Here is a 21145-nt window from a genome sequence, read left to right on the forward strand (position 1 = left end):
CGTCCCCGGTGCCAGGATCGGGGCCGCGCCGGGCCGCACCGTCCTGTCGCGCCCGCAGTCAGGAGCCCGTGCATGTCGCCAGACCCGTCCACCCCCCAGCGCACCCAGAGCCGAACCCCGAGTCGAGCGCAGAGTCGAGCCCGGCGGCGCCCGCTGCGCGCGGTCCTCGCGCTCGTCCTCGCCCTGACGGCGGCGCTGACCCTGGACGCGACGGCCGGGGTGTCCCTGGCGGGCAGCGCCAGCGCCGCGACGTCCAGCGTGACCGCCGTGACCCCCCTGGCGGGCGCGACCACGGGCGGCACCACGGTCACGGTCACCGGCACCGGGCTGACCGACGCCATGGTGATGATCGGCCCGCAGATCATGACCCTCACGGAGAGCGACGACACCCACCTGGTGTTCGTCACCCCCGCGTCGGCCGCCGGCATGCAGCCGCTCCAGGTGCTCACCACCGGAGGGACCTTCCCCTTCACCTACACCTACGTCGACCCGACCGTCACGGGCGCGAGCCCGGCCTCGGGGACGACCGCCGGCGGCACCGCCGTCACCGTGACCGGCACCTACCTCGAGGGAGTCACCTCCGCGACGATCGGCGGGGTGGCCGCGTCGCTGGTCTCGGTGGCCTCCGACCACGTCGTGCTCACGGCCCCGGCGGGCAGCGGCGCCAACCTGTCGCTCGTGCTCAGCCGCGGCGCGAGCCTCGTGGGCGCCACGACCTGGAGCTACGACGCCCCGGTGATCACGTCGGTCTCCCCGGACCACTCCGCCTCCTCCGGCGGCGGCACCGTGACGATCACCGGCACCGACCTCGGCCCCTCGCCGTCGGTCACGATCGGCGGGACGTCGGCGGCGATCGTGTCCGCGAGCCGGACCGAGATCAAGGCCACCGTGCCCGTCGGTGAGCCCGGCAGCGCGCCGGTGGTCGTGACGGTGGGCGGTCAGGCCTCGAATGCGGCCGCGTTCTCCTACGACGCACCCACCGTCACAAGCGTCTCCCCGAGCGCGGGGATCACCGCCGGTGACACGCTCACGATCACCGGCACGAGCTTCGGGACCTCGCCCACGGTGCGGATCGGCGGGGCGTCCGCCACGCGCGTGAGCGCGTCGCACACTCAGATCGTGGTGACGGCGCCCGGCCACGTCAGCGGGGCGTCGAGCCTGGTGGTGACGTCGAACGGGCAGTCCTCGGCTGCCTTCCCGGTGACCTACGGCGGGCCCGTGGTCACGGCGATGAACCCCGCGACAAGCTCGACGGCCGGAGGCGGCACGGTGACCCTCACCGGCACGGGCCTCGCCGGTGCGAGCGTGACGGTCGGCGGTGGGAGCGCGCTCGTGAGCTCGTCGTCCGAGACCTCCCTGACGTTCACGGTGCCGGCCAGCGCGTCCGGCGGGACGGCGGACGTGACCGTCACCAACGACGGGCTCACCTACGACGCCGGCGACCTCACCTACGACGCCCCCGAGGTGACCGCGCTGTCGGAGGCCTCCGGGCGGGCCGGCGACACCCTCACGCTCACCGGCACGAGCCTCGGCACGGCGCCGACCGTCACGTTCGACGGCGTGGCGGCGAGCGTGGTGTCGGCGACCCACGGCCAGGTGGTCGTCACGGTGCCCGCGCACGCGGCCGGTGCGGTCGACGTGGTCGTCACCCACGACAGCGGCAGCTCCGACCCGGTCACCTTCACGTACCTGGGCGACCCGCCGACGCTCCGCAAGCTCAGCGCCGGGCTCGGCCCGCTCAGCGGCCGCACCGTCGCGATCACCGGCACCCACCTCGAGGACGCCACCTCCGTCACGATCGGCGGCGTCGCGGCGGCGTTCACGGTGAAGAGCGACACGCGGATCGTGCTCACGGTGCCGGCGGGCAAGGCGGGGCTCGTGGACGTCGTGGTGACCAGCCCGACCGGGACGTCCAACGCGCTTCCGTTCCGCTACCTCCCGCGACCGAAGGTGACGTCGCTGAGCCGGGCGCACGGTCGTGCCGGGCAGCGCGTCCGGGTGCGGGGCACGGCGCTGAAGTACGCCACCGCCGTGACGGTGGGCGGCAAGGCGGTGGTCTTCGACGGCTCCATCACCGGGCGCGTCTCCTTCGTCCTGCCGAAGCACGCCCCGGGGTGGGTCGCCGTGCGCGTGACCACCCCCGGCGGCACCTCGCGGGTCACGACGGTGAGCCGGCTGCGGTACCTGGCCGGCTGAGTGCCCCTGCCTTCCGGGCCCCTCTGCCCGCCGGGGCCGCCCATGGGGTGCGGCCCCGGCGCCCTGGCGCCCCGGTGAGCGGCCGGGCTGCTGGTGCCGCAGCGGCCTGACGCCCACCGGGGGAGGAACGGGGTGGATGCGGTGTGTCCGATGCACCGCATCCACCCCGTTGTGCTGCTTGCCGGGGTTGTCCACGGCTCGGGGGCGGACCTTCGTGGCGGACGCGTCGGGCGACCACCCCGCTGCTGACCGGCGGTGTCCCAGCAACGTCGTCGGCCTGCCTGCCGGTTGCTGGCACACCGCTGCACCGCGCCGCAGCTGACCGGCGGTGTCCCAGCAACCCAGTGCGCGTGCCGCGAGGTTGCTCCGCCACCGCCGGCCCGGGACGTCATACGAATCGGCCCTGCAGGACGCCCGGATGTATGACCTCCCGGGCCGCTGCTGACCGGCGGTGTCCCAGCAACGCCGTCGGTCTGCCGTTCGGTTGCTGGCACACCGCCGCACCGGCCCGCAGCGGCCTGACGCCCCGCGGGGGAGGAACGGGGTGGATGCGGTGTGTCCGATGCACCGCATCCACCCCGTTGTGCTGCTTGCCGGGGTTGTCCACGTGCGTGGCGGACGCGCCGGGCGGGCAGCGTCCGGGCATGGACGACGCGGACCTGGCCGACTGCCTGGCGGCGCTCGCGCACCAGGACGGTGTGGTGAGCGCGCGCCAGCTGCGCGAGCGCGCGCCGGTCGACCGCCCGTTCACGGTCGCCGACAGGCAGCGGTGGGAGCGTCGTCGGCTGCTCGCGCGCGTCCACCCCGGCGTCTGGGTCGACCACACCGGCCCGCTCACGGACCGCCAGACCCTCTGGGCCGCGGTGCTCGCGGTGTGGCCGGCCGCGCTGTACCTGGAGTCGGCCCGCGACCCGACCCACCGACCGGTGCACGTGGCGGTCGAGCACGGGCGGCGGCTGAGCGCGCCCGCCGGCGTGCGGCTGCACCGGGTCCGCGGGCTGGCCGCGGTCACCCGAAGCACCGCGTCGCCGCCGCGGGTGGTCGTCGAGGCGAACACTCTCGCGCTGGTGGCGCGGGCGCGCGACGAGACGCAGGTGGTCAGGCTCCTCTCGGACGTGGTGGGCGACCGCGTCACCACGCCCGACCGGTTGCGCGAGGCCGCGCGCGCGTGCCCGCGGCTGCCGCGGCGACGGTTCGTCGAGGCGGTGCTGGACGACGTGGCGGCCGGCGCAAGCTCGGTCCTCGAGCGGCGGTACCTGCGACGCATCGAGCGGGCCCACGGGCTGCCCCGCGGCGTCCGCCAGGCGCCCCGGCCGGGCGGGGCGGGGCTCCAGGACGTCCTGTACCTCGACGGGGCCTGCGGGGTGGAGCTCGACGGCGGCCTCAACCACCACGGGTGGGACGCGCAGGGCAGGGACGCGCGACGCGACCTCGAGGACGCGGCGGCCGGGCTGCACCGGGTGCGGCTGCGCTGGGGTCAGGTCGAGGGGGCGGAGGCGTGCCGGACGGCCGCGCTGCTGGCCTGCGTCCTCGCGCGGCACGGCTGGGCCGGGGCGCCGAGGCCGTGCGGCGCGGGCTGCGTGGTGGGCTGCGTGGTGGGAACGGCCGCCGGCGGACAGACAGCCGAAAAACAGACGTGGCGCCAGGCATCCCGAGAGGGTTCCTGACGCCGCGTGCTGGAGGGGAGGCGCGTGCCCGGTGGTCGGGCGGGGGGTTGCGTCGTGGATCAGGCCTCGACGGCCAGGTCGTCCGCGAGCCGGGCGGCTGCGTCGTCCATCTTGGCGTCCTTCGTCGGCAGCACGAAGCGGTACCCGACGTTGCGGACGGTGCCGATGAGGGTCTCGTTCTCCGGGCCGAGCTTGGCGCGGAGGCGGCGGACGTGGACGTCCACGGTGCGGGTACCACCGAAGTAGTCGTAGCCCCAGACCTCCTGGAGCAGCTGCTGGCGGGAGAAGACCCGGCCGGGGTGCTGCGCGAGGAACTTGAGCAGCTCGAACTCCTTGAAGGTGAGGTCGAGCGGGCGGCCGCCGATCTTGGCCGTGTAGGTGGCGTCGTCCACGAGCACCTCGCCGGAGCGGATGACGTGGGCCTCGGGGTCGGCAGCCTCGCGGCTGGCGGTGAGACGGCCGATGGCCAGCTTGATGCGGGCCTCGAGCTCGGCGGGGCCGCAGGTGTGGAGGACGACGTCGTCCATGCCCCAGTCGTGGCTGACGACGGCCAGGCCGCCCTCGGTCGTGACCAGGATGACGGGGACGTCGGTGCCCGTGGTGCGGATGAGCCGGCACAGGTCGCGGGCGTGCGCCAGGTCCTGGCGGCCGTCCACGAGAAGCAGGTCGGACTCGGGGGCCTCGAGGAGGGCCGAGCCTTCGGAAGGCAGGATGCGCACGTGGTGACCGAGGAGCGCGAGGCCCGGCAGGACCTCGGCAGACGGTTGCAGTGCGCTGGTGAGAAGCAGGAGCGTGCTCATGCGGTGGGTGTCTCCTCCCATGGGGTGTGGAGAGTTCCGAAACGCAACATTGAGCCTCGGCCTGGTGACTGCTGGTGAATATTAACGAAACGTCCCCGTCACAGTGGAAGGTCCGAACCAGTGAATGAGACGCAGATCATCACCGTCAGGTACTGGGCGGGCGCCAAGGCCGCCGCGGGCACGGATCGTGACGTTCTCGTGACGGACTCGTCGTTGACGGTCGCCGACGTGGTGGCTCGCGCGGTCGACCTCCACCCCGACTCGCGTCTGGGAGAGGTCGTCAAGGCGTGCTCGGTGCTCGTCGACGAGCAGCCGCTGGGCACGCGCGACCCGACGTCCGTGGAGGTGCTCCCCGGCCAGTCGGTGGAGCTGCTGCCGCCGTTCGCGGGCGGCTGAGGCGCGGGCAGGGTCCGGACGGCGTCCGGTGATCGTCCTGGACGCTCGTGACCTGCTGGGTCAGGCGGGAGTGCGAGCGGTCGGCCGGGTCTCTGGGTCCGGCCGACCGCTCGCAATCTCGTGCCCCTGCCCGGCCTTGAAGGCGCGGCCGACGGCCACGGCCACCGGTACGGGCAGGACGGCCCAGAGGACGGTGAGGACCAGGGCGGTCGCCGCCCAGCCGAATGTCAGGTCCATCTCCGTGCTCCTCCTCCGGGTTGTCTTGGTGTGACTCAGGACACGCCCGATGCTAGGTACCCCAGCGGGTACGCCGCGAGGTTCCTGCCGAGCATCTGTCGGCCATGCATGAAATGGCCCGACGGGGTCTGTATGAATCCTGTGTTTCCGGAGCACGTGGCCGCTGGGCGAGATGTTTCATCCCGCTGTCAGCGTACGCTCAGGTCAGGGACAGGTTCGGGCGCGGCTCCGGGGTGCGCTGGGTGCGCCGGGGTGCGCCGGGTGCGCCTCGGTCAGGCGGCGTCGGCGAGGCCGGTGCCCTCGCCGCGGTCCATGGTCGGGCGCGGCCGGAACGGGATCGGCTCGGGGAGGTCCTCCTGGCCCCGGGCGAAGGCGCGGCCGACGGCCACCGCGATCGGGAACGGGACGACGAGCCAGAGGAACAGCACCACCGCGACAATGACCGGGATCATGGCCCCCTGTTCGGAACAACCCGACCCGACCTGAGGTTTTCGCAGACATGGATTCTGGAGTCGTCATCGCGGTCGCCGCCGTCGTCCTCGCGCTGGGGTTCGGCGGGTACCGCGCCCTCACCGACGGGCGCTTCCGCGGCACGCGTCAGATCAGGCAGGACGCCGGGGTGCCGGCCGTGCCCGCCGACGACGCTCTCGCCGCGACTGGTCCCGGCGGTGCGCCCGAGACGGCGGTCGCGCCCCCGACCGCCTGGACCCACGTCCTCGCCGCGATGCCCGACGCCCAGCTGGGGGAGCGGGCCACCCTGCTGCAGTTCTCCAGCGCGTTCTGCGCCCCGTGCCGCACCACTCGGCGGGTGCTCGGCGAGGTCGCGGAGGTGGTTCCCGGGGTCGCGCACCTCGAGGTGGACGCCGAGCAGCACCTCGACCTCGTCCGCGAGCTCGACGTCACCCGGACCCCCACCACGCTCATCCTCGACGCCACCGGCGCCGAGACCAGCCGCGCCGCGGGCGCTCCGCGCAAGGAGACGGTGCTCGGTGTGCTCGCCGGGGTCGTCGAGTGACCCGCTGAGCCGGTCTTCTGCCTGATCGGGGTGGATGCGGTGCACCAGATGCACCGCATCCACCCCGATCTCGCGTTTCGGTGCTCGCGGACGCTCAGTCGTACGAGAACCCGGCCGCCGTGAGCCGCGGGGTGGCCGTCCGGACGGTCAGCGTCTGCGCCGGGCCGGTGGTCGTCACGGTGCCGTCCACGGGCTGCCAGTCGCCGGTGCCCTCGCGCCACCGGGCGGACCAGGTGGTGTCCACCGAGACCGAGGCCTTCTGCGCGGACGCGTACTCGTGCGACACGTACGCCGTCGCCGGCAGGGCGCTGTCGTAGGGCTGACCGGGTTCCGTCGTGCTCAGCGTCGTCCCGTCGCCGAAGTGCCAGGTGTAGCTGTCCGGGCTGATGTCCAGCGTGATCGACCGCCCCAGCAGCGTCACCGTCCGCGTGAACGGCTCGGCCTCCGTGCGGACCAGCGTGGCGATGTTGACCAGCGTCTCGCCCCCGGGCGGTTGCACGATGATCGTGGACGTCGGGAGCTCCACCTCGCGGAACGCCTGGGCGATCATCGCCGCGGTGAGCACCACGGGCGCCCCAGGAATGTCTGCCGCTTCAGCGGGGGTGAGGCAGAGGGTCTGTAGGTACTCAAGCCCCGTCGGCTGGACGGCGTACTGCTGGTAGACGATGCCCCCTGCCCCACATGTAAGCGGGGTCACGCAATTCGAGCCATCGGGGGACAAGTCGACACCAAGGTTGGCGCAGACCAGGTGGAGTTCTGTCTGGACTCCGCCGGTGCCAGCTCCGCTGTCGACCACAGGCTCTGCGGAGTCATCGTCCGTGCAGGCGACCCCGGCGTTGAACACGTCTTGGTCCGCGTCCGCGTCCGCAGTACACGTGTCTGCCCGGGCGGGACCTGCGATCACGACCTGGAAGCAGGCCAGCAGCAGGAACAGGGTGAGGATGTGCCGAGTCACGACGGGAAGTCCCAGCTGGCCATCCGCCAAGCGTTCGCCTGCCACCTCAGGCCGGCGATGAACGTGGCCATGCCGCCGTCGTAGGTCTCACGACCGTTGGGACTGATGACGATCTGCGGGGACTGGTGAAGTCGTACAGCGAAGCCTGTTAGTCCCGGCTTGGCGTCAATGGGCACGATCTTCGGCCGCAACCAGCCATCGGATCGGAGCTTGCCGTCGGCGTAGATGCCCTCGGTGATGTCGATCAGGTTGGCGCATGTCTCGCAGTCAGCGGTGTTCAGCGAGGCGAAGCCTGCCGTATCCCCGGTCTGCTGCATGTCGTTGAAGACATCCAGCCAGTGCTTCACGAACGCAACGGCCCCCGCATCGGTGTGCTTCTGCCACGCAGCATCACTGGCACCGGCACTTGGCGACACGTCCGCCGAGCTGCTGACCGCACTGGGCGTGGTGACGATGGGGGTGGCGCTGCCACCGTCGGCAGCGCAGCCGGACGCGAGGAGCGCGGTGGCGGCCACGGCGGCCGCGAACGGTCGGAGGGTCATGCTCTGCCTTCCCGAGAGGTGCGTCCCGGCAGTGGACGCCCGACAACTCTCGCAACCTTTCCCGCGTCAGGCCAGCCCGAACCGTCCAGGCTGTGGATATTCCCCCACCTGCGGTAACGCTGATGTCGACCGCGTGACCAAGGTCCCGACATTTGCGTACATTCACGCTGACGCGACCGTACAAATCTCATTATTCAGACACGAGTCTCGGCATGTGGAATCGCGATTGGGAGATCCCCGAATCGCCTGCGTATGGTTCTGGACATGCTCACGACCTGGCTGACGAAGCGACGCGCAGTGGACCACTGCCGCGTGCGCTCCTCCCTGTGTCGAATGCTCTGACGCGCCTGCTCCCGTTCTGACGACGTCCTTCGCGGACGCTGGGAAGCCGGCGCCGGTCGCGGCCCTGCCGCGCCCGTAGATCGCCCTCGCAGCGCCGGCATGCCCGCACGGCGTCACGAGCACGAGTCCTCCCGGCCGCGTCCAGCGCGGTGCGCGAGGCAGAGCGGGCGCCCACGCCCTCCTCCAGGAGAGACATGTCCACGCTCCACGCCCCGGCCGCCACCACGGCCCAGGCTCCGCAGCAGGCAGCCCCCCAGGCCGCCACCCCGGCCAACCTGGCCACCCCGAACGCCCCGAAGGGCATCGACCCCCGCGCCCCGCAGGTCAACGCGATCATCACCGCGCTGGTCCTGGTCGCGATCCTCGTGACGCCCACGCCGGTCGCGCTCGCGCTGACCGCCCTCCAGACGCTGCTCTTCGCCAACGGCGCGATCCGCGGCGTCCAGCGCACCCCGCACGCCTGGTTCTTCAAGCGCTTCGTGAAGCCGCGCCTCGCGCCGCCGACCGAGCTCGAGGCCCCGGAGCCGCCGCGGTTCGCCCAGGCGGTCGGCCTGGTGTTCACCGCCGTCGCGCTGGTCGGGTACGCCACCGGCGTCCTCCTGCTGGGCCAGGTGGCGATCGGGTTCGCGCTCGTCGCTGCCACGCTCAACGCCGTCTTCCGCTTCTGCCTCGGCTGCGAGCTCTTCCTGCTCGTGAAGCGCGCCGCGGCCACGCGGATCGCCTGAGCGCCCGCACCCCCAGCCATACCCCCGGCGGCCACAGCCGCCACCCCCGGCGGCACCAGCCGCCACCCGAGGCGGCACCAGCCGCCACACACCCAGATCCCCGCGACGTCCACGGTGGGCCGTCGCGCATGAAAGGAAACTCCATGAGCCGCGAGAACGTGCTGGTCACGGCCCAGTGGGTCGAGGACCACCTCGACGACCCGTCCATCGTGCTGGTCGAGGTCGACGAGGACACCTCGGCCTACGACAAGGGCCACATCAAGGGCGCCATCAAGCTCGACTGGACGACGGACCTGCAGGACCAGGTCGTCCGCGACTTCGTCAACAAGCAGCAGTTCGAGGCGCTCCTGAGCAGCCGCGGCGTCGCCAACGACCAGACCGTCGTCCTCTACGGCGGCAACAACAACTGGTTCGCCGCCTACGCCTACTGGTACTTCAAGCTGTACGGCCACCAGGACGTCCGCCTGCTCGACGGCGGCCGCAAGAAGTGGGAGCTCGACTCCCGCGAGCTCACCTCCGAGCTCCCCGAGCGCGAGGCCACCACCTACGTCGCGCAGGACCAGGACAACACCATCCGCGCCTTCCGTGACGACGTCGTCGCCGCCATCGGCGTGCAGAACCTCGTCGACGTGCGCAGCCCCGACGAGTACGCCGGTCGCCTCCTCGCCCCGGCCCACCTCCCGCAGGAGCAGGCGCAGCGCGCCGGCCACGTGCCGACCGCCGCGAACGTCCCGTGGAGCAAGGCCGCGAACGACGACGGCACCTTCAAGTCGGACGCCGACCTGAAGTCCATCTACGAGGCCGCCGGTGTCGACTTCTCGAAGGACACCATCGCCTACTGCCGCATCGGCGAGCGCTCCTCGCACACCTGGTTCGTGCTCAAGGAGCTCCTGGGCCAGGAGAACGTGAAGAACTACGACGGCTCGTGGACCGAGTACGGCTCCCTCGTCGGCGTCCCGGTGGCCCTCGGCGACGAGGCGGGCGAGGCCTGATGTGCGGCGCGACTGAGGGCGGCCTGTCCCTGGACGGCGTCGACGTGAAGAAGGAGGCGGTCGTGCAGGGCCAGGTGGTCCGCGAGGGCGCCCCCGTCCCGAACGCCTACGTGCGTCTCCTCGACGCCACCGGCGAGTTCACCGCGGAGGTCCCCACCTCCGCCAGCGGCCACTTCCGCTTCTTCGCCGGCAACGGCGAGTGGACGCTCCGCACGCTCGCCCCCAAGGCGGACGTCGTGGACAAGAAGGTCGTCGCCGCCGTCGGCTCGGTCGCCGAGGTGACCATCAGCCTCTGAGGCGGCCGCTGAGCCTTCTCGCAGTACCTGCTCCACCTCGCACGGCCCGTCGCACCCGCGGCGGGCCGTGCGGTTGCTTTTCCTGGACGTCGCGGGCCGGCCGGGCCCGCGGAGGCAATCGCTCGCAGCCGGCCCCGGGACCGCCGCCGTCCGCATCGTGGGCGGTCCAGCCCGGTGACGTCGGCGACTTGGCAATACCGCGCATCGGGTAACAGTGACGCGCCATCATGCCTCCCGGGGCATGCCGCCGTAAGGCCCGGAGGGGTGCTGACCTGCAGTGACGGAGGGATTCCACGCCTCGACGCACCGTCAGACCCCGACGCCGATTGTTACGTTCATGTTTCGTCCGGCAGGGGGAGGTGACAATCACGCGTCGGCTCCCACCTGACGCGCCATCGAGGCGGTTTTGGCAAAGGATCTGTGATTGACTGCCACCTGCCAATACGCCCCGGCACTTGCTCCAGTGCCCGGAACTGGGAGTCTCTGAATGAAGAAGCTGATCGTCGGTCTGCTGATGGCCGTGCTCATGAGCGCGGGCTTCGTCGCGACCACTGCTACCACCGCTAACGCGGCCTGCCCCTACACCAACTGCAAGGCCACCAAGACCCACGTGGTCTCGGCGAAGTCGCCGAAGGCCGGCAAGCTCGTCGTCAAGGCGAAGGTCACCTCCGCCGCCAAGGCCAAGATCGTCGGCAAGCTGGTCATCACCATCACCAAGGGTGGCAAGACCAAGAAGAAGACGGTCGCCTACACCGGCTCCGCCAAGACCGTGTCGTGGACCGGCCTGGCCAAGGGCAAGTGGAAGGTCACCGTGACCTTCACCCCCAAGTCCGGCAGCGTCTACAAGAGCAGCAGCGCCTCCAAGACGGTCACCGTCAAGGCCAAGAAGAAGAAGGGTCGCGGCTGATCCTCGCCGCCCCGACGCTCAGCTGCGAGGCGGGTCTCCCCTCGGGAGACCCGCCTCGTGCTGTCCCCGGACCCTCGCCGACCGGACGTCACGATCCGGACTCGGTCGGGTCCCGCCTGGTGGGTTCGCCCGCGCAGGTGCTCGCCGCTGAAATAGGTTGACCGCATGCTGCTTCGCCCCCGGCGCCTGATCCTGGGTGCCCTGGCGCTCCTCGTCCTGCTCGTCGTCGCCTGGTACGTCTACCTGGCGCTGCGCATCGCCACGGACCTCAACGCCGCCGTCGACGATGCCGACCGCGCCAAGGCGGCGGTGGCCGCCGGCGACGTGAAGAGCCTGGACGAGCCCCTCGCTGACCTCGCCACCCACAGCAGCGCCGCCGCCGATCGGGCGAACGGCTTCTCCTGGGGCCTCCTCACGCACCTCCCCTTCGTCGGTGACGACGCGCGGGGCATCCAGACGGCGTCGGACGTGGTGAGCACTCTGTCCGACGGCGGCCTCGACGACCTGCTGACCGCCGCCGACCAGCTCGACTCGCTCGTCCCGCAGGACTGGAAGATCGACGTCGCCGCGGTGACCAAGCTCCAGGAGCCGATCGCGAACGCGGACGCGGCGCTGAGCGACGCGCAGGCCGAGCTCGAGGCGCAGGACTCCTCGGGCTTCTTCGGCCGGCTCAAGGTCCAGTACGACGAGCTCACCTCGCAGGTGCGGCAGGCGTCGTCGGCGATGAGCGCCGCCGACACCGCCGTCCAGGTGCTGCCGACCATGCTCGGGAGCGACGGCCCGAAGACCTACCTGCTCATCTCCCAGAACAACGCCGAGGTCCGCGCCACCGGCGGCCTGCCGGGCCAGGTCTCGGTCATCAAGGTGGACGACGGGCGCATCCGGCTGACCCGCACGGTCGCCGGCAACAGCTTCGGCACGCGCGCCGAGCCCCTGCCCCTCTCCGACGGGGAGCTCAACCTCTTCGGCCGCGTGATGGGCACCTACTTCCTGGACGCCAACTTCACCCCCGACTTCCAGCGGGCCGCCGAGCTGTGGACCCAGCGCTGGGACGAGACCTACCCCGACACCCAGGTCGACGGAGTGCTCTCCCTCGACACCGTGGCGCTCTCCTACCTGATGCAGGGCATGGACCCGGTCGACGTCGGGGGAGTCGAGCTCACCAGCGGCAACGTGGTGGACGAGCTGCTCCACGAGGTCTACGTCCGCTACGAGGACCCGAACGCCCAGGACGCCTTCTTCCGCAAGGCGGCCTCCGCGATCTTCGCGAACGTCACGGCCGGCGCCGTCTCGCCGGACGCCCTGCTGCCGGCGCTGGCGCAGGCCGCCTCCGAGGGACGCGTCGAGCTGGCCGTGGACGACCGAGAGGTCTCCGACGAGCTGGCCGGCACCGCGGTCGCCGGCGTGAGCCTGGACGACGAGAGCGCCGACGACTCCTCCGACGACAGCGCGGACAGCACCAGCAGTGCCGACGTCCCCGACCTCTACGTCACCCTCAACGACGGCACCGGCGCCAAGATGTCCTACTACCTGCGCGCGGACACCCGCGTGAGCGCCGCCTACTGCACCGACTCCTCGGCGGGCGAGCAGCAGGCCTACACGGTGAACCTCACGCTCACCTCCACCGCTCCCGCCAACGCGAAGAAGCTGCCCGCCTACATCACCGGCGGCGGCGAGTACGGGATCAAGCCCGGCCACACGTTCACCACCGTCCGCCTCTTCTCGCCCGACGGCGGCCAGATCGGCGCCGCCGAGGTCGACGGCATGGACGCGGACGTCGCGGTCCGCGAGTTCGGCGACCGCGTCGTCTCGCAGATCGACGTCGACCTCGCGCCCGGCGAGACCGCCGACCTCTCGTGGCGGGTCGTCTCCGGCGAGGGCCAGGGCGGCGACACCAAGGTCTGGGTGACGCCCACCATCGACGGACCCGCCGGCTACGACACGGTGGCGTCCGCCTGTGGCTGAGCAGCGCACCATGGGGTGGGGCGGTCGCACGGCCGTCCGACCGCTCCGCAGCACCGAACCACGCAGCACCGAAGCAACCACGACCGAAGCACTCACGACCGCGCTCCCCGACGCGCGGCCCCGCACCTCTAGGACCATGACAGGGAGGCTCCTGTGGAGCTGAAGGACTACCTGCGGATCCTCCGCGTCCACTGGCTGATGATCGTCGCGATCACGGTGCTCGTCGTCGCGGCGGCCGCCGCGTTCACCGCGCTCCAGACCCCGATGTACACCTCGTCGGCGAAGCTCTACATCGCCTCCTCCGGCGGCGACGACTCCACGTCCTCGCTCTACCAGGGCAGCCTCTACTCCGAGCAGAAGGTGCTGTCCTACCAGGACTTCGCGACCGGCCTGGAGCAGGCGCAGCTCGTCATCGACGACCTCGGCCTGGACATGAAGCCGGAGGACCTGGTGAAGGAGGTCTCGGCCTCGGTCGTCACCGACACCACCAACCTCGTCCTCACCGTCACCGACCCGAACCCGCAGCAGGCCAAGAACCTCGCGCAGGCGTACGCGGAGACGATGCAGGACCGCATCCGCGAGTACGAGACGCAGGACGGCCAGCGCACGGCGAGCATCAAGGCGGAGATCGTCGAGAGCGCCGTCGTGCCGGACGCCCCGTCCTCGCCGCAGCCGGTGCGCAACATCGGCCTCGGCCTGGTGCTGGGCCTGCTGCTCGGTGCGGGCCTCGCGGTGCTCCGCGACGTCCTCGACACGACCGTGAAGTCCCAGGCCGACCTCGAGGCCCTGGACCTGCCCATCCTCGGCGCCGTGCCGTTCGACAAGTCGGTGAAGCGGACGCAGATCGTCACCGACCTGCCCGCTCACGCCCCGCGCACCGAGGCGTTCCGCGTGCTGCGCACCAACCTGCAGTTCATCGACGTGGACGCCGAGAAGCGGGTCTTCGTCGTCACCTCGGCCGTGCCGGCGGAGGGCAAGACGTCCACCGCCGTGAACCTCGCGCTCACCCTGGCCCAGGCCGAGCAGAAGGTGCTGCTCATCGAGGGCGACCTGCGCCGCCCCAAGGCCAGCGGCCCGCTCGGCATGGACAACGCCACCGGCGTGACCACCGCGCTCGTCGGCAAGGTCGGGTGGAAGGACGCCGTGCAGACGCACCGCAGCGGCCTCGACGTGCTTGCCAGCGGCACCATCCCGCCGAACCCGGCGGAGCTGCTCCAGTCGCAGGCGATGGCGACCCTCATCTCCGAGGTCCGCGAGGCCTACGACGTGGTCATCATCGACGCCCCGCCGCTGCTGCCCGTCGCCGACGCGGCGCTGCTCTCCACGCAGGTGGACGGCGCCATCATCGTGGCCCGCTTCGGCACCACGACCCGCGACCAGCTCACCGGCGCGGTCAACCGCATGCGGACCGTCGGCGCGCACATCTCCGGCAGCGTGCTCAACATGACGCCGGGCACCTCCCGCCGCTTCGGCTACGGGTACGGCTACGGGTATGGCTACGGCTACGGGTACGCCCCCGACGCCCAGCCGCCGAAGCGCAAGAAGGACGACTGACCCCACCCACCGGTGGTCGAGGTGCGGCGCCCCACCGGTGGTCGAGGTGCGACGAGCGCCAGCGAGGAGCCTCGAGACCCGAGACCCGAGCCGCCACAACGCAAGAGGGCCCGACCTGATGGTCGGGCCCTCTTGCGCTAGGGGGACTAGTGGTGGTGCGTCCGGCGTGGGGCGCCGGCGGTGGTGCTGGGTGCTGCTGGGGATGCCTGGAGCGGGGGAGCTCAGGCGGTGAGCGCGCCGGCGGCGATGGTCTCGCTGCCGCGGCCGTAGTCGTCCTGGAGGCGGCAGATGTCGTCCTCGCCCAGGTAGGAGCCGAGCTGGGTCTCGATGACCACGAGCTTCTCGTCGTGCATGTTGGTGATGCGGTGCGGCTGCTGGACGTCCACGGTGATGGACTCGCCCGCGCGGACGATGACCTCCTCGCCGTCCACGATCGCGGTGCAGGTGCCCTTGGCGATCGTCCAGACCTCGGCACGGTGCTCGTGCGTCTGGTAGCTCAGGCGCTGGCCAGGGTTGACCTCGATGCGCTTGATCTTGAAGCCGTCACCCTCGTCGAGCACGTGCCACGTGCCCCACGGGCGGACGTCGAACTCTCCGACCATGTCGTTGAACCTCCCGGTGTGGAGGGGCCCGTCCTGCCCCTCGTTGACTACAAGGTACGAAAATCCCTCATACGGGGGTGGGTATCTCCGAAAATTAACGGCGCCGCAACCCCTGGAGTGCCGGCCGGACGTCGGCCAGGTAGACCAGCGTGGCGATGAGGAAGCCGATCCGGACGATGAAGATGCTGAGGAGCAGGTCCACCAGCAGCGCCCCGACGAGGACCGAGACCCACACGACCTTCGTCGACTTGCCCGCCGCCTCGTACGCCGCGGCCGGGAACGTCAGCGCCGTCACCAGCGCGAACACGGTCACGGCGAAGACCGCGAGGTAGAGCAGGGACCAGAAGTCGAAGCCGATGTTGAGGCCGAGGAAGCGGATCACGACCTGACCATAGGTGACCTCGGGGCGCCCTCACAGGGGAGAGGAAGAGCTCTCGCCGTCTTGTTGACGGGTTGTGGGCGAGTCGAGTCGATCCCGTTCCTCCCGAGCATGCCCGTCCACTGAAATGACCCCGGAAAAGCGCGCGGGCGCCGGGACCAGGAGGTCCCGACGCCCGCGCGGGGATAGAGCAGGGATCGAACGGGGGACGATCAGTCGCCGATCTTCTTGGCGGCCTCGGTGACGGCCGTGGTGGCGGCCTCGGCGGTCTTCTCGGCCGCGGTGACGGTCGCCTTCGCGGATGCCTCGGCCGGGGCGGCCGCCTTCTTCGCGGTGGTGGTCGTCTTCTTGGCGGCGGTCTTCGCGGCGGTGGTGCCGGTGGACGTCGTCTTCTTGGCGGCCGTCTTCTTCGTGGTCGTCTTCTTCGCGGCGGCCTTCTTGGTCGTCGTCGTGGCGGCCTTGGTGTTGGCGGCGGCGGCCTTCTTGGTGGTGGTCGCGGCCTTCTTCGCCTGGGTGGCGGTGGTCTTCGCCTTGGCGGTGGTGGTCTTGGCGTCCTTCAGGGTCTCCTTGGTGGACTCCTGCTGACGGATGCGCTCGACGAGCACCTGGCCGCGCTTGGCGAAGTCGCCGTAGGCGGCGGTCGCGGCGGCGGTGGTGTCGTCCACGAAGGTCTGGACCTTGGCCGGGAAGGCCTTCGCCTCGGTCTGGAGCTCGGCGACGCGCTTCTCGATCTGCTCGCGGCGGGCCTTGGCCTCGGCGGTGAGGGTCTCGACCTGGCTGTTGACGACGCCCATGGCCTGGTCGCGCAGGGCGGTCGGCTCGAGGTCGAGATCGGAGACGGACTTCTGCACGCCCTCGAGCTTGCTCTCGGCGTCGGTCTTGAGGTCGGTCAGCATCTTCTGGCCGTCCGTGAGCTTCTTCTGGCCCTCGGTGACGTAGGGGGTCACGTAGCCGCGGACGGTCTCGACCGCGAGGTCGAGGACGCCGACGCCGGCGTAGAGGGTCTTGGTGGCCTCTGCCTTGAGGTCGAGGTCCTTGAGGTCGATGGTGGGGAACTTCGCCATGGTGATCACTCCTGAGGTGAACGGCGCCGGCGCGGGCGCGGGAAGGGTGGCTGGGTGCGGGGGATCAGTCGTCCACGTCGGACGCGGCGCCCGGCTCGGCCGCGGCGTTCATCGCGAGGAAGGACTGGTAGACGTCGAGAAGCGACTGCTTCTGCCGCTCGGTGAGCTGGGTGTCGCCGAGGACGGCCAGCTCCACGGAGCCGCCGACGCCGTCGTCCGGGCTGACGATGCCTGCCCGCACGTAGAGCTGCTCGGCCGAGATGCGCAGCGCCTTGGCGAGCTGCTGCAGGACCTCGGCGGAGGGGCGTCGCAGCCCACGCTCGATCTGGCTCAGGTACGGGTTCGAGACGCCGGCCTGCTCGGCGAGCTGACGCAGCGTGAGCTGCGCACCGGTGCGCTGCTCCCGCAGGTACTCCCCGAGGGACTCGACGGTCTTGCCGACCTTGGTCTTTGCCATGTCTCCACCGTGCTAGCAACTGCTAGCAAAAACAACCCCTCCTGCTAGCAGTGTGAGCCGTTCGATACGGACCGCACCGGTGTGGCAGGGGCGGCTCAGACGAGCGCGCGCAGCTCCCCGACGACCTCCCCGCCGCCGTGCAGCAGGTGCGTGCCGGTGGCGAGGGCGGCGGATCGGTCCAGGTCAGGGCCCTCGAGCCAGCCGAGCCGGTCCAGCACTGCGGGCATGAGGACGCTGCGGGCCCGGTCGCCCCCGTCGTCGATCTTGAGCGCCACGCTGCGCCCGTCGCGCAGCGCGAGCGCGTAGACCGCCTCGGCCCCGAGCTTGCCGATCGCCCCGGGGATCGCGGTGAGCAGGGCGCGCTCGTCGCGGTCGCTGCCGGAGACGAGCTCGGGGTGGGTGCGGATGGCGTCGGCGACGCGGCTCATCGGGCCGTGGGAGGCGAGGGCGAGCTCGGAGAACGCTCGCGCGAGCCCGACCAGGGACGTCGCGAGCAGCGGCGCCCCGCAGCCGTCGACGGCGTGCCGGGCGACCGGCTCGCCGGTCATCCGCTCGAAGGTCGTCACGATCGCCTGCTGCAGCGGGTGGGTGGGGGAGAGGTAGTCGTCGGTCGACCAGCCGTTGGCCACGCAGGTGGCGAGCATGGCGGCGTGCTTGCCGGAGCAGTTCATCTGCAAGCGGGTGCGCTCGCCGCCGGCGCGCAGCACGTCGTCGCGGGCGGCCGCGCCGTACGGCCAGTCCGGCGGGCACTGGAGCGCCTCGACGGTGAGGCCCGCGGCGTCCAGGATCTCGGTGACGACCTCGAGGTGCATCGGCTCCCCGGAGTGGCTGGCGCAGGCCAGCGCGAGCTGGTGCGGGGGCAGGTCGAGCCCGGACTCGACCATCGCGAGCGCCTGGAGCGGCTTGCTCGCGGAGCGCGGGTAGATGGGCCCGGTCGCGTCGCCGAGCGCGAGGGCGGTCTCGCCGGTGGCGTCGAGGGCGACGACGGAGCCGTGGTGGCGGCCCTCGACGAGCCCGGAACGGACGATCTCCACGACGGGCACCGGTGCAGCCATGGGAGGCACGCTACTGGGCGCCCGGGCTGCGCCGTGCGCCACCGTGCGCCGCCGCGCACGGTCAAGCGTCAGGCGTGGAATTACCCCATCTGTGGGGAGACCGACACGGAGGACGTGAAACTGCACCAAGTCTGTCAAGATAATCGCCGTGAGCACCTCCGCCCCGCAGTTCTGCCCCTCGCCGCGCGAGCTCGACGACCTCGAGCTGCTGGTCTCCGGCGCCCTCGCGCCGCTGGCCGGCTTCGCGCTCGACGGCGAGACCGCAGACGCGCCCATCACCCTCACCCTCCCCGCCGACGTGCGTGACGCCGCCGAGGCGGCCGGCTCCGTCGAGCTGGTCGACCCCGAGGGCCTCCCCCTCGCGACGGTCGCCGTGCCCGGCGGCGCGGTCACCGCGCTGACCCACGCGCAGTACGGCCCCTTCCGCCGCTACTACCTCACGCCCGCCCAGGCCCGTGAGCAGTACGCCGGCCGCACCTGGGTCGCCGTCACCGACGCCCTCACCGAGGAGCAGGTCGCCGCTTTGGCCGCCCACGGCCCGGTCGCCCTGGTGGCGCTGGTCGGCGACGGCACGCCCGAGCTCTCCGCGGTGGCGCTGATCCGCGCCACGCTCCTGGCGGCCGAGCGGCTGGCGGACGCGGTCGTGGTCGCCGTCCCCCTTGCCTCGCACGGGGACGCGGAGACCGACCACGCCCTCGGCCTCGCCGTGCTGGCGACCTACGCCGGCCCCGACGCCGTCGTCGGCCTGCCCGAGGCGAGCGACGACGACTTCTACGCCGACGACGTGGCCGCCGTGGTGGCGCACGACCAGCCCGCGCCGTCCGAGCAGGGCCTCGTGCTCTTCTTCACCGGCCTCTCGGGCTCGGGCAAGTCCACGCTCGCCCGCGCGCTGATGGACAAGATCCTCGAGCAGGGCCTGCGCACCATCACCTCGCTCGACGGCGACGTGGTGCGCCGCAACCTCTCCAAGGGCCTCACGTTCTCCAAGGAGGACCGCGAGACCAACATCCGCCGCATCGGCTGGGTGGCCGCGGAGATCGCCCGCCACCAGGGCCTCGCGATCGTCTCCCCGATCGCGCCGTTCGACTCCACGCGGCAGGACGTGCGGCAGATGGTCGAGGACGCCGGCGGCGCGTTCTTCCTCGTCCACGTCGCCACCCCGCTGGAGGAGTGCGAGCGCCGCGACCGCAAGGGCCTCTACGCCAAGGCCCGCCGCGGCGAGATCCCCGAGTTCACCGGCATCTCCAGCCCGTACGAGGTGCCGGACGACGCCGACGTCGTCGTCGACACCACCGGCCGCACCATCCCCGACGCCCTCGAGGACGTCGTGCAGGCGCTCGCGGCCTCGGGCTACCTGGACCTCACGTCCCCGGTGGTCGAGGTGCGAGGAGCGCAGGCGACGAGCCTCGAGACCGCCCCCGCCTCCGAGAAGCCCCTCGACGTGCTCATGGTGTGCACGGCGAACATCTGCCGCAGCCCCTACATGCAGCTGCTGGGGCAGCGCCTGGCCGGCGACAGCCTGACGATCCGCTCCGCGGGCACGATGGGCTTCGACGCCCACCCGATGGACGACGTCATGGCCCAGACCCTGGCCTCGCGGGGCGTGGACGCGGCGGCGGTCGCCAACTTCCGCTCGCAGCCCGTGCGGCGCTCCCTCATCGAGGAGGCGGACGTCGTGCTCACGGCCGAGGCCGCGCACCGCCAGGTGATCCTCGACGAGCACCCGGCGGCGTTCCGCAAGGTGTTCAGCCTCGGCCAGTTCGTCCAGGCCGCGGCGGCGCAGCCCGGCCTGCACGGCCGGGATCTGCTCGAGGCGGTCGGGGCGCAGCGCGGCGTCGCGTCCGCCGACCTCGACGTCACCGACCCCTACCGGAAGGGTCCGGAGGCCGCCGAGGCGGCCGCCGCGCACCTGGAGGGTCTGCTCCGCGACGCGGTCACCGCGCTCGCGCCGGCTGAGAAGAAGGCTGAGAACTGATGGAGTACATCACCTGGGCGGCGGTCTCGATCGTCATCGCCGGTTTCGTCGTGGGTGTGGTCGTGGGCCTCACCGGCATGGGCGGCGGCGCGCTGATGACGCCCGCACTGCTGTTCCTCGGCGTCGGCGGCGGCGAGGCCGCCACCGTCGTCACCGCGGACCTCACCGCGGCCGCGATCTACAAGTCCGGCGGCGCGGCGATGCACTACAAGGAGGGCTCGCCGAACCTCAAGCTCGCCGGGTGGCTGATCCTGGGCTCGGTGCCGATGGCGTTCATCGGCCCGTTCCTCGTGCGGCACCTGACGAGCAGCCCGGACGAGCTCGACTTCGTCCTCAAGGTGGCCATCGGCTTCGCGCTGCTGTTCGCGGCCGCCACCTACGCGCTGCGGCTCTACATCAACCTCAAGCGCGTGCGCTCCGGGGGCGACCCGGGTGACCCGGACCCGCGCATCCGCCCGCTGCCCACCTTCCTCGTGGGCGCGCTCGGCGGCCTGCTGGTCGGCGTGACCAGCGTCGGCTCGGGCTCGGTCATCATGATCGCGCTGCTCATGCTCTACCCGGGCCTCTCCGCGGTGAAGCTCGTCGGCACCGACCTCGTGCAGGCCGTGCCGCTCGTGCTCGCGGCGGCGATCTCCAACATCAGCCTCAACGGCCTCGACCTCTCCCTGACGATCCCGCTCGTCATCGGCTCCGTGCCGGGGACGCTGCTGGGCGCGAAGATCGCCCCGCACGTCCCGCAGTCGCTCATCCGCCGCGGCATCGTGGTGGTCCTGGCGATGTCGGGCGAGGCGCTGCTCGACAAGTCCGGCTGGTCGGTCATGGGCACGGACACCTACAACCCGTGGCTCACGCTGCTGACCGGCCTGGCCGTCGTCGTCCTGCTGCCCGTGGTGTGGGGCTTCCTGCGCCGCCGCGAGGGCCTGCCGTTCCGCGGCCTGCCGACGGTGACCGAGCTGGACACCTGGAACTACGCCGGCGCGCCGGAGAAGCGGGAGTAGCACCCGCCCGGCACGCCCGCGCAGGG

22 protein-coding genes are annotated in these 21145 nt (G+C 71.7%); 12 read left to right on the forward strand and 10 right to left on the reverse strand.

Going from position 1 to position 21145, the window contains the following annotated elements; genetic code table 11:
- Positions 1 to 72: 72 nt before the first annotated feature.
- Both E8D37_RS17855 and E8D37_RS17860 read left to right on the forward strand, forming a co-directional pair.
- Positions 73 to 2196 (forward strand): IPT/TIG domain-containing protein, encoded by a 2124-nt coding sequence (locus tag E8D37_RS17855; RefSeq protein WP_136571162.1) that lies wholly within the window; start codon positions 73 to 75, stop codon positions 2194 to 2196.
- A gap of 644 nt (positions 2197 to 2840) precedes the next feature.
- Complete coding sequence (locus E8D37_RS17860; protein WP_136571163.1) at positions 2841 to 3863, forward strand: hypothetical protein; 1023 nt, start codon at positions 2841 to 2843, stop codon at positions 3861 to 3863.
- A gap of 59 nt (positions 3864 to 3922) precedes the next feature.
- Here the strand turns inward: E8D37_RS17860 and E8D37_RS17865 are convergent, their stop codons facing one another.
- Positions 3923 to 4663 carry a response regulator transcription factor gene (locus E8D37_RS17865; protein WP_136571164.1) on the reverse strand — a complete coding sequence of 247 codons (741 nt, stop codon included), beginning with the start codon at positions 4661 to 4663 and terminating at the stop codon, positions 3923 to 3925.
- A 120-nt stretch (positions 4664 to 4783) separates the two neighbouring features.
- On the opposite strand from E8D37_RS17865, the gene E8D37_RS17870 reads away from it, so the two are divergent.
- On the forward strand, positions 4784 to 5059 hold the full coding sequence (locus tag E8D37_RS17870) for a MoaD/ThiS family protein (RefSeq protein WP_206055837.1): 276 nt from the start codon (positions 4784 to 4786) through the stop codon (positions 5057 to 5059).
- A 60-nt stretch (positions 5060 to 5119) separates the two neighbouring features.
- Here E8D37_RS17870 and E8D37_RS19965 read toward each other — a convergent pair whose 3' ends face one another.
- Positions 5120 to 5296, reverse strand: a complete 177-nt coding sequence (locus E8D37_RS19965; protein ID WP_168929810.1) for a hypothetical protein — start codon at positions 5294 to 5296, stop codon at positions 5120 to 5122.
- Positions 5297 to 5568: 272 nt separating this feature from the next.
- Positions 5569 to 5748 (reverse strand): hypothetical protein, encoded by a 180-nt coding sequence (locus E8D37_RS17875; RefSeq protein WP_136571165.1) that lies wholly within the window; start codon positions 5746 to 5748, stop codon positions 5569 to 5571.
- Between the two features lie 47 nt (positions 5749 to 5795).
- Here E8D37_RS17875 and E8D37_RS17880 point away from each other — a divergent pair, with 47 nt between their 5' ends.
- A complete protein-coding gene (locus E8D37_RS17880; protein WP_136571166.1) occupies positions 5796 to 6311 on the forward strand; it encodes a thioredoxin family protein in 516 nt (171 codons plus the stop codon).
- A 94-nt stretch (positions 6312 to 6405) separates the two neighbouring features.
- Here the strand turns inward: E8D37_RS17880 and E8D37_RS17885 are convergent, their stop codons facing one another.
- Together E8D37_RS17885 and E8D37_RS17890 are read right to left on the reverse strand one after the other, a co-directional pair.
- A complete protein-coding gene (locus E8D37_RS17885; protein ID WP_136571167.1) occupies positions 6406 to 6879 on the reverse strand; it encodes a hypothetical protein in 474 nt (157 codons plus the stop codon).
- Positions 6880 to 7262: 383 nt separating this feature from the next.
- Positions 7263 to 7808 carry a DUF6318 family protein gene (locus tag E8D37_RS17890; RefSeq protein ID WP_136571168.1) on the reverse strand — a complete coding sequence of 182 codons (546 nt, stop codon included), beginning with the start codon at positions 7806 to 7808 and terminating at the stop codon, positions 7263 to 7265.
- A 536-nt stretch (positions 7809 to 8344) separates the two neighbouring features.
- Between E8D37_RS17890 and E8D37_RS17895 the strand changes: the two genes are divergently transcribed.
- The 6 genes from E8D37_RS17895 to E8D37_RS17920 all read left to right on the forward strand — a co-directional run bounded on the left by E8D37_RS17895 (position 8345) and on the right by E8D37_RS17920 (position 14589).
- Positions 8345 to 8875 (forward strand): DUF4395 domain-containing protein, encoded by a 531-nt coding sequence (locus E8D37_RS17895; protein WP_136571169.1) that lies wholly within the window; start codon positions 8345 to 8347, stop codon positions 8873 to 8875.
- Between the two features lie 143 nt (positions 8876 to 9018).
- Entirely contained in the window at positions 9019 to 9867 is an 849-nt protein-coding gene (locus tag E8D37_RS17900; RefSeq protein ID WP_136571170.1) for a sulfurtransferase, read from the forward strand.
- Positions 9867 to 10163: a DUF1416 domain-containing protein gene (locus E8D37_RS17905; RefSeq protein ID WP_136571171.1), complete on the forward strand. Its 297-nt coding sequence runs from the start codon at positions 9867 to 9869 to the stop codon at positions 10161 to 10163. Before E8D37_RS17900 ends, E8D37_RS17905 begins: the two co-directional genes overlap by 1 nt.
- A gap of 487 nt (positions 10164 to 10650) precedes the next feature.
- A complete protein-coding gene (locus E8D37_RS17910; RefSeq protein ID WP_136571172.1) occupies positions 10651 to 11070 on the forward strand; it encodes a hypothetical protein in 420 nt (139 codons plus the stop codon).
- 165 nt (positions 11071 to 11235) lie between these two features.
- Positions 11236 to 13035: a DUF4012 domain-containing protein gene (locus E8D37_RS17915; RefSeq protein WP_136571173.1), complete on the forward strand. Its 1800-nt coding sequence runs from the start codon at positions 11236 to 11238 to the stop codon at positions 13033 to 13035.
- 153 nt (positions 13036 to 13188) lie between these two features.
- On the forward strand, positions 13189 to 14589 hold the full coding sequence (locus E8D37_RS17920; protein WP_136571174.1) for a polysaccharide biosynthesis tyrosine autokinase: 1401 nt from the start codon (positions 13189 to 13191) through the stop codon (positions 14587 to 14589).
- Positions 14590 to 14810: 221 nt separating this feature from the next.
- Here E8D37_RS17920 and E8D37_RS17925 read toward each other — a convergent pair whose 3' ends face one another.
- The 5 genes from E8D37_RS17925 to E8D37_RS17945 all read right to left on the reverse strand — a co-directional run bounded on the left by E8D37_RS17925 (position 14811) and on the right by E8D37_RS17945 (position 18146).
- Positions 14811 to 15191 (reverse strand): phosphomannose isomerase type II C-terminal cupin domain, encoded by a 381-nt coding sequence (locus E8D37_RS17925; RefSeq protein WP_136571175.1) that lies wholly within the window; start codon positions 15189 to 15191, stop codon positions 14811 to 14813.
- 94 nt (positions 15192 to 15285) lie between these two features.
- Complete coding sequence (locus tag E8D37_RS17930) at positions 15286 to 15573, reverse strand: DUF2516 family protein (protein ID WP_136571176.1); 288 nt, start codon at positions 15571 to 15573, stop codon at positions 15286 to 15288.
- A 209-nt stretch (positions 15574 to 15782) separates the two neighbouring features.
- Positions 15783 to 16634 carry a hypothetical protein gene (locus E8D37_RS20165; protein ID WP_206055838.1) on the reverse strand — a complete coding sequence of 284 codons (852 nt, stop codon included), beginning with the start codon at positions 16632 to 16634 and terminating at the stop codon, positions 15783 to 15785.
- 64 nt (positions 16635 to 16698) lie between these two features.
- The gene (locus E8D37_RS17940; protein ID WP_136571177.1) at positions 16699 to 17091 is read right to left on the reverse strand and encodes a helix-turn-helix transcriptional regulator; all 393 of its coding nucleotides are present in this window, start codon (positions 17089 to 17091) and stop codon (positions 16699 to 16701) included.
- A 95-nt stretch (positions 17092 to 17186) separates the two neighbouring features.
- Positions 17187 to 18146, reverse strand: coding sequence for an asparaginase (locus E8D37_RS17945; protein WP_136571178.1), 960 nt, complete (start codon positions 18144 to 18146; stop codon positions 17187 to 17189).
- Between the two features lie 148 nt (positions 18147 to 18294).
- Between E8D37_RS17945 and cysC the strand changes: the two genes are divergently transcribed.
- Entirely contained in the window at positions 18295 to 20121 is a 1827-nt protein-coding gene (cysC, locus tag E8D37_RS17950) for an adenylyl-sulfate kinase (RefSeq protein ID WP_136571179.1), read from the forward strand.
- Entirely contained in the window at positions 20121 to 21119 is a 999-nt protein-coding gene (locus E8D37_RS17955) for a sulfite exporter TauE/SafE family protein (protein ID WP_136571180.1), read from the forward strand. Before cysC ends, E8D37_RS17955 begins: the two co-directional genes overlap by 1 nt.
- Positions 21120 to 21145: the final 26 nt, after the last annotated feature.

The organism is Nocardioides sp. GY 10127 (assembly GCF_004919085.1).
GTDB lineage: Bacteria > Actinomycetota > Actinomycetes > Propionibacteriales > Nocardioidaceae > Nocardioides.